The organism is Allobacillus saliphilus (assembly GCF_018138385.1).
GTDB lineage: Bacteria > Bacillota > Bacilli > Bacillales > Alkalibacillaceae > Allobacillus > Allobacillus saliphilus.
Window position 1 is genome coordinate 14,216 of sequence record NZ_JAGSIE010000007.1, and the last position, 12,875, is coordinate 27,090.

Annotated in this window: 15 protein-coding genes; 7 read left to right on the forward strand and 8 right to left on the reverse strand. The window is 37.5% G+C overall.

Translation table 11 applies throughout. The features are described from left to right. Window positions 1-37: 37 nt before the first annotated feature. The 4 genes from KC820_RS02385 to KC820_RS02400 all read right to left on the reverse strand — a co-directional run bounded on the left by KC820_RS02385 (window position 38) and on the right by KC820_RS02400 (window position 4,480). Entirely contained in the window at window positions 38-895 is an 858-nt protein-coding gene (locus tag KC820_RS02385) for a YitT family protein (protein ID WP_212367633.1), read from the reverse strand. A gap of 169 nt (window positions 896-1,064) precedes the next feature. Further along, entirely contained in the window at window positions 1,065-2,312 is a 1,248-nt protein-coding gene (locus KC820_RS02390) for an Nramp family divalent metal transporter (protein ID WP_212367636.1), read from the reverse strand. Window positions 2,313-2,514: 202 nt separating this feature from the next. Beyond that, window positions 2,515-3,741, reverse strand: coding sequence for an ABC transporter permease (locus KC820_RS02395; RefSeq protein ID WP_212367639.1), 1,227 nt, complete (start codon window positions 3,739-3,741; stop codon window positions 2,515-2,517). A gap of 1 nt (window position 3,742) precedes the next feature. Then, on the reverse strand, window positions 3,743-4,480 hold the full coding sequence (locus KC820_RS02400) for an ABC transporter ATP-binding protein (RefSeq protein WP_212367642.1): 738 nt from the start codon (window positions 4,478-4,480) through the stop codon (window positions 3,743-3,745). A gap of 144 nt (window positions 4,481-4,624) precedes the next feature. On the opposite strand from KC820_RS02400, the gene KC820_RS02405 reads away from it, so the two are divergent. Next, window positions 4,625-5,044 carry an HIT family protein gene (locus tag KC820_RS02405; protein ID WP_212367645.1) on the forward strand — a complete coding sequence of 140 codons (420 nt, stop codon included), beginning with the start codon at window positions 4,625-4,627 and terminating at the stop codon, window positions 5,042-5,044. 175 nt (window positions 5,045-5,219) lie between these two features. Beyond that, window positions 5,220-5,597 carry a YtxH domain-containing protein gene (locus tag KC820_RS02410; protein WP_212367648.1) on the forward strand — a complete coding sequence of 126 codons (378 nt, stop codon included), beginning with the start codon at window positions 5,220-5,222 and terminating at the stop codon, window positions 5,595-5,597. Window positions 5,598-5,871: 274 nt separating this feature from the next. On the opposite strand, the gene KC820_RS02415 is transcribed toward KC820_RS02410, so the two are convergent. The 3 genes from KC820_RS02415 to KC820_RS02425 form a co-directional block, all read right to left on the reverse strand. Further along, complete coding sequence (locus KC820_RS02415) at window positions 5,872-6,792, reverse strand: glycine betaine ABC transporter substrate-binding protein (protein ID WP_212367650.1); 921 nt, start codon at window positions 6,790-6,792, stop codon at window positions 5,872-5,874. 100 nt (window positions 6,793-6,892) lie between these two features. Further along, on the reverse strand, window positions 6,893-7,735 hold the full coding sequence (locus KC820_RS02420) for an ABC transporter permease (protein ID WP_212367652.1): 843 nt from the start codon (window positions 7,733-7,735) through the stop codon (window positions 6,893-6,895). After that, entirely contained in the window at window positions 7,728-8,930 is a 1,203-nt protein-coding gene (locus KC820_RS02425; RefSeq protein ID WP_212367654.1) for a quaternary amine ABC transporter ATP-binding protein, read from the reverse strand. Before KC820_RS02425 ends, KC820_RS02420 begins: the two co-directional genes overlap by 8 nt. A 297-nt stretch (window positions 8,931-9,227) precedes the next feature. Between KC820_RS02425 and KC820_RS02430 the strand changes: the two genes are divergently transcribed. The 4 genes from KC820_RS02430 (at window position 9,228) to KC820_RS02445 (ending at window position 11,389) form a co-directional block, all read left to right on the forward strand. After that, window positions 9,228-9,725, forward strand: coding sequence for a GbsR/MarR family transcriptional regulator (locus KC820_RS02430; RefSeq protein ID WP_236782480.1), 498 nt, complete (start codon window positions 9,228-9,230; stop codon window positions 9,723-9,725). 324 nt (window positions 9,726-10,049) lie between these two features. Further along, window positions 10,050-10,520, forward strand: a complete 471-nt coding sequence (locus tag KC820_RS02435; protein ID WP_236782487.1) for an HTH-type transcriptional regulator Hpr — start codon at window positions 10,050-10,052, stop codon at window positions 10,518-10,520. A 114-nt stretch (window positions 10,521-10,634) separates the two neighbouring features. Continuing rightward, entirely contained in the window at window positions 10,635-11,174 is a 540-nt protein-coding gene (locus KC820_RS02440) for a DUF3267 domain-containing protein (RefSeq protein ID WP_212367656.1), read from the forward strand. Window positions 11,175-11,206: 32 nt separating this feature from the next. After that, the gene (locus KC820_RS02445) at window positions 11,207-11,389 is read left to right on the forward strand and encodes a hypothetical protein (RefSeq protein WP_144088325.1); all 183 of its coding nucleotides are present in this window, start codon (window positions 11,207-11,209) and stop codon (window positions 11,387-11,389) included. Between the two features lie 220 nt (window positions 11,390-11,609). Here the strand turns inward: KC820_RS02445 and KC820_RS02450 are convergent, their stop codons facing one another. After that, entirely contained in the window at window positions 11,610-11,702 is a 93-nt protein-coding gene (locus KC820_RS02450) for a YjcZ family sporulation protein (protein WP_144088324.1), read from the reverse strand. Window positions 11,703-11,900: 198 nt separating this feature from the next. Between KC820_RS02450 and KC820_RS02455 the strand changes: the two genes are divergently transcribed. Further along, window positions 11,901-12,860 carry a peptidylprolyl isomerase gene (locus tag KC820_RS02455; protein WP_212367658.1) on the forward strand — a complete coding sequence of 320 codons (960 nt, stop codon included), beginning with the start codon at window positions 11,901-11,903 and terminating at the stop codon, window positions 12,858-12,860. Window positions 12,861-12,875 lie beyond the last annotated feature (15 nt).

Here is a 12,875-nt window from a genome sequence, read left to right on the forward strand (position 1 = left end):
TATAATCTTTGTTCGCGTATATTTTTCTACTTATCCATTATTCAACCTGAAATCCTTGACCTAATACTTCTGATGAATCCATCACAATGACAAAAGCTTTTGGGTCGACAGCTTTAATCGTGCGCTTTAACGCAGCAATTTCATTATGATTCACGACACACATTAAAATCGGGCGATGATCCTCTGTAAAACCACCTTGTGCAGTGATACGTGTCACTCCACGGTCGACACGTGTGTAAATCGCTTCTTGAACATCCAAATATTCATCGGAAATAATGAATGTTGCTTTCGAACGACTAAAGCCTGTTTGAATGAGATCAATAGATTTACTTGTCAAGTAAAGTCCAATCAATGCATACAAACCGAGTTCAATATCAAACACGACCATGGCGGTGATGACAATTAAACCATCAATGATTGCTAGGCTTGCACCAAGTGATAGATTCGTAAATTTGTGAATGAACTGAGCGATCAACGACGTTCCCCCCGTTGATGCGTCGCCCAAAAATACAATTCCCAAACCGATACCGACACCTAACCCACCGAAAAGGCCTGCTAAAAGTGGATCCGTCGTAAATGGTTCCATATTTCTCGACAAAAATACGAAGAAAGGCAATACCAATGAGCCAACGAGTGAACGGAATGTAGCCGCTCTTCCCAATAAAAAATAGGATGTTATGAGAATCGGGATATTAATGCCCCAAATGACATAAGCCGGTTCTAAATCAAATAGCGCTTCTGTAATTGTACTAATTCCACTAACGCCACCAGCAGCAATATAGTTTGGCAGTAAAAATCCGTTATAAGCAAATGAGACAATAAATGATCCTATAATGACGTAAATAATTTGTTCTAAGTAATTTTTTGATGTTGTTCTTCTTTTTCGCTCTATCATTTCTATCTAGCTCCCTTTTTACGAAACCTTGACGATTTTATCACTAAACGACCACTTTGTGAACTTCTACGTAAGAACGCATTAAAGGATCAAAATAATTCACACAAAAAATGCACACCTACATCGAACGGTAAGTGTGCAAATTCAGATAGTTGATTACTCTTAATCGTTAAACAGCATTCATAAATGATGATACTGCATCAACCAAACTGTAAATTCCTAGTCCGCTGACGATAAGAACAATCACTCCGCCAATCATATTTAATTTCATGGAATTGACGTGCTTCCCCATGACATTTCTATTATTCATCACAATGAGGAGCGATAGTGCGATAATCGGTAAAATTAAACCATTTAGAGCTTGTGCGGTTAAAATTAATTGCATCGGTTCAAATCCGATTGCTGAAGTGATAATCCCAATACTAATCACTACACAAAATATTGCTTTGAACTGCCAATGATTGAAGCTTGTCCCACACTTCGTCAAGCCACCAATAGTATAAGCGGCTCCTAATGGAGAAGCCATTGCTGAAGAGAAACCTGCAGCCAACATGCCAATGCTTATGAACACACTGGCCCAGCTACCGAGAGACGGCTCTAATGCAGACGCTAATGCTTCAATTCCAGCCTTTTCCGTACCTCGAATGATTGAACCGGCTGTTACCATAATGGCAATCGTAATCAGACCTCCGATACTAATTGTTAATAAAATGTCCCACCTGGCTTTTCTTAAATCATCAGGACTTCCCCATTTTTCTTTTGCACTAGAAGCATGCATGAAAAGATTATATGGCACAACTGTCGTACCAATCAATGCGACAATTACCACAATTGATCCGGAGGGAATTGACGGAACGAATGCCCCTTGGAATACCTCTGACAAATCTGGTTGGATGACAATCATCGTAGTCAAAAAAGTCACACTCATGATAGCAATCAATGTAAGTAATATTTTTTCAAAGCGCTTATAACTACCTGTCAATCCAAGTATCAAAATAGTGATGCCTATTACAGGCGCAATATAATTTTGTGGGATACCAGTAATCATGGAGATTCCTAACGCTCCACCTGTCAAGTCACCAGCTAAATATGCAGCACAACCGACACCGACAGAAAATCCAATGACAAGGACTAAACTATATTTTAAAATTGGTCTCTCAAATTGATCCCGAATGGCTTCGCCAAGACCACTTCCAGTTACAACACCGAGACGTGCAGCCATTTCTTGTAGGAATATCGTTGTAATAACGGAAAATACAATTGCCCAGATTAATGCATACCCAAATGAGGCTCCTGCTTCAGTTGCTGTTGAAACAGTCCCAGGACCTATAAAAGATGCTGCAATGAGTGCTCCTGGTCCTATTACTTTCGCTTTTTCTTTCAAGCGCTCCTTGAAAGATTTTGTTTGTTTGCTCATCCATGAACCCCCAACGAGAAGATTTGCTAAATCTCTAAGTTGTTTAATTGCCTTCCCCAAATCATGGGCGGACAAACTGGATAGAGGTTCCATCAATTAAATTTTTTCAAAAAAGAAGATGCATAACAAAAATTAGCACGCATAGGTCAGAAATCAAAAAACCACAAACGGCCATCCTCTGACGACACGTTTGCAGTTTCGTTTAAGAATCACTCATTCGATTCATTCGATTTTTTAAATAAAACGTTTCAAACAAAATTGTTAATACAATGGCTAAACTCGTAAAAATTAATGCATTGCCAATATTTCCAAACCAAATATAGACAGGGAATATCACTAAAATTTGAATGATCATTAACAATAAGATTATTTGATGGATTGCTTTTTTCCGTACGGATTCAGACACTGGATACAATCGAATCCAATCCAACCCTTTATGATGATGATAAATCGTGATGAACTGAAATCCACTGACGAATAACAATAAAAGGCTAAAGAAAATCTTTCCCCAGAATAATGGTATCCAGTACACAAAAAAGATTGATAAAAGAATTAAACGAAAGTACATACCAAAATAGTCACGGCTTCTTAAAAAGGTAATGCTGTACAAATAGAAAAAACTTTGCTCTTGGTTGAAAGATAGTGTACTTGTGACTAGACGAACGAGCCAATGGCGCTTCTTCGGCTTTTGTTTTAAATTCGGTACATCCGTTGAGAGATTAGCCATCCGATAGAAAAATTGAAGCTTTTCTTCCTCTCTCTCAATCAATAAGTCCCAAGGGAAGCTATTTCTCACATTGACTTGTGTATAGTGAACGAACATAATCCCTATAAACACAATTGCCGCCATGGCCGCTAACGTCCAAACCTCAGATACAACAAAAAACACAAACAATGTATTGACCACCAAACGTACGCCGTAATCAACGTAGTGATAAGAGTTATCCCGCGTTTTTTGGGCAAACCAGGTTGCTAGTAAGTTGCCTATCTTTAAAACGACAAGAAATGCAAATAATCCTAGCACATGGCCAATTGATATATCTTCCTTGACTGTCATCATTAGTGGCGTTAAGGCAAATAAAAAGAGAGCTAACCAATAACCTTGGATGATCAAACTATAAATAAAAGCATTTCTCATATATGGTTTCATCGCATCTTCAATTGGCAATAAAAACACTTCATCTGCTTGTCTCAAAAACGTACGGACGGAACTAAATGTAACGAGGAAACCAAATATAATGGCCGCCATCCATTCGACAGGAAAGTTTGGTGGAACCGTTTGTAACCATTGTTGATAAAAGTAAGCAAACGCGGCGACAAAGAAAATTAGCGCAAAAGCTAAATGGTCATTGAACATGAGCTTCAGGTAACGGCTAAGCATTTTTATATGTTGATTAAATCGATCCTTCCATAACTGATTGGTGTTCATCTTATCCCTCGTCTCTCGTTAAACGTACATAGAGATCGTCCAAACTAGCACCTGGCATCTTAAACTCATCTTGCAGTTCTCGTAGCGTTCCTTTTGCACGGATTTTCCCATCGTGCAAGATAATGAACCGGTCGCAATAACGTTCAGCGGTTGCCAATATATGCGTCGACATCAAGACACCCGCTCCCTGCTCCTTCATTTCATTCATCGTATCTAAGTAAGATTGAATTCCTAAAGGATCCAAGCCGACAAACGGCTCGTCCACAATATAAAGTGAAGGTTTAACTAAAAAAGCACACATGATCATCACTTTTTGACGCATCCCTTTCGAAAAGTGCACTGGAAACCAATTCCGTTTAGACTCTAAGCGGAATTCCTTCAATAAAAAGCCAACGCGTTCATCATATGTCTTTTTATCTAAACCGTAAGCCATCCCTGTTAAATGCAAGTGCTCATCCAATGTCAATTCTTCGTACAGCATAGGCATCTCAGGTATGTAGGCAAACTCTCGTCGATACGTCTCCAAATCATCATGGATGGTTTGTCCATTTATTTCGACGCTACCTTGTTTAGGTGTCATCAACCCGATAATATGTTTGATGGTTGTACTTTTACCTGCACCATTCAAGCCGATTAATCCAACAACTTCGCCTTTTTTCACATGAAAGGTCAGACCATGTAACACATGATCTCTCGTGTATCCGCCGACCAAATTTTCAATTCGCAATAAATCTTCCAACTAGATCCCTCACTTCTTCGCAAAAGCTATCTTTTACTATCATAACAAAAAATAAAACGCTTTTGATAAATATGTGTTTTTCTCCTGTCATTCGACATTGAGTTACGCTACAATTGAATTAGATGATTAATAAGGAGGAGTTTCATGTCTGACTGTATTTTTTGTAAAATTATTGATGGCGAACTACCATCAGCAAAAGTTTATGAAGATGAAAACGTTTATGCTTTCATGGATATCGGACAGGTTACGGAAGGCCATGTCTTATTAATTCCAAAAAAGCATTATGAAAACATTTATGAGATGGATGAAAAAACAGCCTCCGATTTATTTAAAGTTGCACCAAAAATTGCGAATGGCATTAAGGAAGCATTTAATCCAAAAGGTATGAATTTAGTAAATAATAACGGTTCTTTCGCTGATCAAAGCGTCTTCCATTTTCACCTACACTTCTTACCTCGTTTTGACGAAAACGACGGTTTAAAGGTAAGCTGGGAACAACATAGTGATGAATATACACCAGATAAACTCAAACAGCTTGCAGAGAAGATTTCATCAGCATTATAAATTACAAAAGGTATACAAAATGACTACCAAGTTGGTTTCAACTTGGTAGCCATTTTTTAGTCACAGGAAAAACAGTGCTTTTAAGATACGATTACTGAAAAACTTGAGGATTATTTCCATTCAACATCGGGAAAAATGATATAATGACAATGAGAAAAGAAAGGGGTTAGGTAATATGGTAAATGGAAAATCACTTGTATTAGGTGTCGTCGTCGGTAGTGTTGTTGGTGCGTCGATCTCATTATTAACTGCTCCGAATTCTGGCGAAGAATTTCGAGGAAAAGTGAAAGATCAAAGTAGCCGACTAAAAGATTTAGCAAATCAATTACAAGAAGACGGCATGAGATTGAAAGAACAAATTACAAAGACTTCCCGCGAAGGCGCTGCATTGATGAAAGACCTTTCTCAAGATATAAAAGTCTCTGTGGAAAGTTGGAAAGACACCATCGAACCCCATCAAGAAAGTTTACAAAATCATTTAATGCAAATTGAAGATAGTATCAAAGAGTTGGAAGAAAAAATGAACAGTTCTTCAAATCAGACGAAAGGATAAGTGAAACACGAAAAAAACATTGAACGACTCTCACCTAAAATGTCTTTTGCATTTTTGAGGAAGGAGTCTTCTACCTATAAAAATTAAAACCTCGTCCTTCGTTAAATACGGAGGTCGAGGTTATTTTTGTGCTAAGCTACTATAAGAATGATATTAAATCGTCAACGATTCACCTTATAATCGAACATTCTGATGGACCAAAAACAAAATCCCGTAAAAAAAACACATATACCAGCATTTCTGCCGGTATATGTGTTTTATGTCAAACAGTCGATTACTCGACGTCTGCAGTCCACTCATCAACAAGATCTTGATTTTCTTCTACAAAGGTTGCAGCAGCTTCTTCAGGATCTGTGCCATTATGAATTTCAAGCATTACGTTATTGAATTTCTCTTCGCCCCAAGAGAAGTTCTCCAAAACTTTGTAAGCGTTTGGAAGGTCTTCTTCAAGTCCTTGACGTGCCATTGTTTTAATTTCTTCAGCACCACCATATACTTCTTTTGGATCTTCAAGATATTTCAAGTCGTATTCAGCAAATTTCCAGTGTGGAGACCAGCCAGTAACAGCAATTGGTTCTTCATTGTCAATAGCTTCACCTAAAGCTGTTGCCATCGCACCACTAGAAGAAGTTTGTACTTCCCATCCGTCTAGACCATATTCCTCTACGGAGTTTTCTGATGCTTTTACTACACCAGCACCTGGTTCAATACCAGTAATTGTCTGACCCAATTCATCTGCAACTTCTGGTAGGTCTTCAATACTGTCGATGTCCATATAAGAAGGTACTACCATACCAATTTTCGCACCATCAAAGTTAGCACCTAAATCAACAACTTGATCTTTGTACTCTTCATATAGATCTCCGTGAGTAGCTGGTAGCCAAGCTGCGACCATAGCATCTGACTCACCATTAGCAACAGATTGCCACATAACGGCGTTATCGAGTGGAGTAAGTGTTACATCATAACCTAAATCCTCTAACACTTTACCTACAACATGTGTAGAAGCGATTTCTGTGTCCCACTCAACATAAACAAGTTCGATCGATTTACCGTCGCCTACATTTGAACCGCTAGAATCTCCGTTATCTCCGGCTGATTCACTATCACCATCTGAGCCGCCACACGCTGCAACGATAAGTGTTAATGCTAAAACAGCGATAAACGCAAAACGTTTTCCAACGTTTTTAAACATATAAATACTCCCCTTTTCTAATAATAAATATATTGGATCTTTCTCAATAGGAGAAAGTAAATCCCTTCATTAAAATAAAGTTTACTAAAAATCATGTTCATTACTGATTCGGTTTATTCAAGTTTTGTGTTAACCGGTCAATAATAATCGCTAAAATAACGATCGCAAAACCGGCTACGAAACCAGCACCTGCTTCCGCACGTTGAAGTGCAGATAGTACGTTTCTTCCTAGTCCGGAAGCACCGATCATTGATGCGATGACGACCATTGACAAGGAAAGCATAATTGTTTGGTTGACACCTGCCATAATGGTAGGTTTTGCCATAGGTAGTTCCACCTTAAACAGCTTTTGTTGACCTGTTGCACCAAAAGCATCAGACGCCTCTACCAACTCTGTTGAAACTTGGCGGATCCCCAAGTTGGTAAAACGGACAACTGGTGGTGTTGCGAAAATAAACGAAGCAAAAACACCAGGTACCATTCCGATTCCAAAGAAAGCTACTGCTGGAATCAAGTAAACGAATGCAGGCATCGTCTGCATAAAGTCCAAAACTGGCTTAATAATACTTTCAGCTGTATTACTTTTAGACATCAGTATTCCAACTGGGATACCAATAACAACAGCTAGCAAACTGGAATATAACACTAATGTGAATGTATACATTAGTTCGCTCCACAGTTCTTGGTTTTCAATAAATAGCAACCCAATGATTGAAAATACTGCCAACCCAAACTTTTTCCCACTCATAAAGAATGCCAGTACAGCAACTAAGAGTATAATAACTACAGGTGGAATCATCGATAAATATTCTGCTGTTGTATCCAATAACCACCCAAAATTATCTTTGACAGGATCAAAAAAGAATTCAAATGTATTGGTCACCCATTTAACAGCTTCATCTACCCATGATGCAATCGGAAGACTTGGTATAAAATCAAGCATTGTCTTCCACCCCATTTCCATTCACATTTGCCAAGGCGGCAATTAATGTTCCACGTACGATAATTCCTCGTAACTTGCCTTCTTCTGTCACCGCAACAGGTACAGGTGAATCATGAATAATATCAAAAATTTCCTGAACTGGGGTTTCCTTTTCAACCGTTGGCATATCATTCTTAATAATCTCTTTTAGACTTGTCACTTGATTGTTTCTAGCTTCCAATACATCATCCGCATTGACGTACCCTTTTAATTGGCGAGTTCGGTCAATGACATATATGCTGGAAAGTCCTTGCTCACGCATTCTTTCTAACGCTACGCGAGGTCCATGCTTATCAAAATCAACTGTTTCTGGGCGCATCATAATATTTTCTGCCGTCAGTACTTTCGAACGGTCAACATCTTCAACGAATTTTTCTACGTAATCATTCGCTGGATTCATCAAGATTTCTTCCGGCGTTCCGATCTGAACAATGGAACCGTCTTTCATTAATGCAATTCGGTCACCAATACGCAATGCTTCATCTAAATCATGCGTGATAAAGATAATCGTCTTCTGCATTTTTTCTTGCAGGTCCATTAGCTCATCTTGCATATCTTTACGAATCAATGGGTCCAAAGCGGAAAAAGCTTCGTCCATAAGCAAAATCTCTGGATCATTCGCTAAAGCTCTAGCTAGACCAACACGTTGTTGCATACCACCTGATAGCTGGCTTGGATACTGATGGATGAAACTTCCCAGTCCAACAAGCTCAAGTGCTTCTGTCGCTTTCTTTTCACGTTCTTCTTTATCCATCCCTTGAACTTCCATACCGAATACTGTGTTTTCAAGTACAGTACGGAATGGGAACAGTCCAAATTTTTGGAATACCATACTCATTTTTTCACGACGCACCCGACGCAATTGTTCTTTATTCATTGTTGATAGGTTATCGTCATGAACATATACATCTCCGGCAGTTGGATTAATCAATCGGTTCAATAAACGAACGAGCGTTGATTTACCACTTCCTGAGAGTCCCATAATAACAAATACTTCTCCAGCTTCTACCTGGAATTTCGCACGGTTTACACCTACCGTACAGCCTGTTTTCTTTAAAATTTCTTCTTTGGAAAGGCCTTCATCTAACAGAGATAAAGCTTCTTTAGATCTCTTCCCAAATATTTTCGATAAATTATCTACTTCAATAACAGGCAATTCTCTCACCTCTCTTATTTTCTCTTTTTCAAATTTAAATGTATTACTTATGGACTAATTTGTAACCGATCTGTAATACAACACTCTTTATACTATAGAGGTAAACATTTGAAAGTTCAACGTCTAAATACAGTCGTATCAGTCCATTATTTCTGTACAGTTTAAACTGTACGAACTTACCAAAGGAAATACTTTAAAATACGTTACATAACTCTTTTTTACTCCCAACATTGCTGTTTTTAATTTTTGTAATAATTTAGTATGGTGAATATTAGCAGAGCCAGGAGGTCATTAACTATGACGATGGAAAACTATACTGAACAACTTACTGACATTCATAATGAAGTCATATCGGAATTCTCTAAAACATTAGAAATGTTTGCTTTGAACCCCTCTGAATCACAATTATTTGTCACTCTGTACTTAAGTGATCGTCCAATGAACTTAGATGAAATGAAAGAAGCTTTAGGTAAAAGCAAAACAGCAATGAGCAATGCAACTCGAACATTACTCGATTTTAATTTGATTGAGAGAGTCTGGAAAAAAGGCGAGCGAAAAGATTTATATAAAGCTAAAAAAGATCTTTACTATAAATTCATGAAAGCATATGTGCGTAGATGGCTTGATGCGATTGAACAACAAAAAAACAATCTGAATTTTATTGAAAACAAACTGCAGGATTTAAGTAATTCTGAGGAGCGGGCTTTTATTGAAGAAAAAATCCATGAGGCCATTTTATTTCACAAGTCACTCGAAGAAGTATTTAAACAATTAAATCAGCACAAGACTGAATGACTATTCTACAACGACTAGGATAGTCTTTTTGCTACATGAAGACCCTAGTTTCATTCCTTTGTATATAACATATTAAAAAATCTTCATCTTAACAATACCCGAAAATTTCTTACTATAAACCTCTTTTACACAACCATTCTTATACAATGCTTATTTATAGTATGTTACTATATTGAAAGAAGTAGTCACTTACGGTTTTACTCGATAAAGCTGTCTTTGTTCCCCATTTGCTGAGATTTTATCATTCATTTATTTTTCGAAGGAGTAGTCAGCGTGAAAAATGAATCCTATTCTTTACAAGAATCTTTAATTTACGCCCATAAAATGGCGCAATTGACGAAAGCAATTTGGAAGCGTGTTGAGAAAGATTGGCAAGAGTGGATCAAGCCGTACAATTTGAACATCAATGAGCATCATATTTTGCTAATCGCTTATCATTTGGATGGTGTTTCAATTTCTGAAGTTTCAAAACTAGGTATTATGCATGTTTCAACGGCTTTTAACTTCTCAAAAAAGTTGGAGACTAGAGGGTTAGTCAGATTATCAAAAAAAGTGAATGATAAAAGAAGCACATACGTTGAATTGACCGATGAAGGACGAGAATTATTTATCGAAACAATGCAAGAGATGGATCCCGAAAAAAATTCAATTGTTTCTGCCTCTCTTTCTCTACGATCTGAAGGCGGAAATTTCCCGGAATTTGAAGAACTCGAGACAATTGTTGAAGAGCTCTATGGTGCGGATTACATCGATATTTTAAACCGTTCCTTATCGCGTGTAAAAAGAAAATATTAAATTTATGAAATTAGGCTTGAATTTTCTTTCTATAGGGCGTATTATTCGAGAGGTAAATGCATATTGCATATAAAAGGAATCTATTATTCTTTTCTCTTGAATGGGGGTTTTAACATGACTTGCTGGAAAACAGTGAACGTTACGAAAGAAATCGGTCAGAACAGATTACTACTATTATCAATCCTAACAGCCATTTTAGCCTTTATCGTTTTATATATGCCGTTTTCTATTGTATTTCAACACATTCAATTGACTGAACCTCCTTTTGCGTCTGTCGTGATTAGCTTATTTTTGTTGCCAATTATGCATAAATTAATGCATGTGGCTCCTATATTATTTACGAATAAAACAATCCACCTTAAATGGAAAGTAAAGTATAAAGTCATTGTTTCATTGAGAGCACAAATGGAATCAACGTTATCTAAGAAAACGTCTATTCTATCAATTATTGCACCAACTTTGATTATTACACTACCTTTAATTATACTTGCTTACTATATTCCGACTTATCACCCAATATTATTGTTCATGGCAGCCATCCACATTGGCATGTCTTTACACGATTGGTTGACGTTGTTTTCAATACTTCGGGCTCCAAAAAAATCTGTTATTGAGAAATCGCAAAATGAGTTTGATATACTAGTACGAGACTAAATTGTTTAGACCGAAGTTGGGAGGTACAAGAAATGTTTTATTTTTATATCGGATTTGCGTTGTTTATCTTCTATTCATTTAATTCGTTGACGCACAAATTTTGTACCAAATCAGAAATGTCAGCAGAGAAAAGTAGTAAAGTATACCGGACGATTAATGTCTCAATGCTTATTCTATTATTCTCTTCCTATTATGAAGTATTTCATCTCTACTAAAATTTAATGTGAAAGACGTGTCGGTGAACGGCTCGTCTTTTTTTATTGTCAAATTGCTTAGCTTAAACCATCAATTTAATTACGCGGCTGTTGAGCGCCGTCAAAATACGCACACGAACCAGTACACATTCGTCATGCAAACTATCGATTAAGTTTTACTATGTAAAAACTGACCTTGGAAAGCCTCCAAGGTCAGTCTCTTTCGTCTACGTTCTCCTCTTTAGAACCAAGCGGCACCGACAATGATTAATAAAATAAACAATACGACGATCAACGCAAAGCCACCGCCGTAGTATCCTCCTTTGCCTGACATAACTTCACCTCCTTGGTTGCTTAACTACCCTATACTATGTAAGAAATTAAATGAGTGATTAGGCAATTAACGGAATTTAACTCATGTTCAGAAAAAGATTTTTATGGTATATTTATCTTTGTGACTAGGTATGATTTTCTGTCGTTTATTGACAATCATTAACGACCTAAGAATCAATACATACAGGGAGTGTTTATTTTGGTAAAAAAATTATTTCAAGGACTAGCTATTGGTGGATTTGCGATGTTTTTGACAGCTTGTCAGTCAGATGACACTGACACAGTGGTCGAAACGGAGTATGGATCCATTACAAAAGAAGAATTCCATGCAGAGTTAGAAGAAAAATACGGTGAAGAAACGCTACAAAACATGACGAAGAAGCTCGTGTTAGAGGGACAATTTGATATTGACCAAGAGGAATTTGAACAAGAAGTTGAGGAGTTCAAAACACAGTTGGGACCCCAGTTCACTCAGTTCATTAATCAGCAAGGATACAGAAATGAGGAAGAATTCCGTTCCGCTCTTTATATCAGTAAATTAGAATTCGAAGCAGCTACTGCTGACATTGAAGTAACCGATGAAGAAGTCCAAACACATTATGAGCGTATGCAAGAAGAACGTAAAGCGAGACATATTTTAGTCGATGAAAAAGAAACAGCTGAAGAAATCATCAAAAAATATAACGATGGTGAGTCTTTCGAAGATTTAGCCAAAGAATATTCAAAAGACGGTTCTGCAGCGAACGGCGGAGATTTAGGCTATACGACAGCTGGGCAAATGGTCAAGCCTTTCGAAGATGCTATGTACGGACTTGAGGAAAATGTAATCAGTGAACCTGTTGAATCCAAGTTTGGCTGGCATGTCATCCTTGTAGAAGACATTCGTGAATCAGAAACAGAAGTTCAGCCATTTGATGAAATGAAAGACCAACTACGCGAACAACTATTAGCGAGCAAAGTTGACCCTGAGAGCTATAACTCCAAAGTCAAAGAAGCGATGGACAAAGGAAAAATTGACGTCTCTGATGATCAATATGAAGGCTTATTTGGATCCAATAAATCTGAATCAGAAGATTCTGAAGACGAATCATCCGACGAAGATAACGAAAAGAAGGATTCTGAAGAAGAGAAAGACGACTCGGAATCCAATGATGAATAAAGATGAACAAACTGA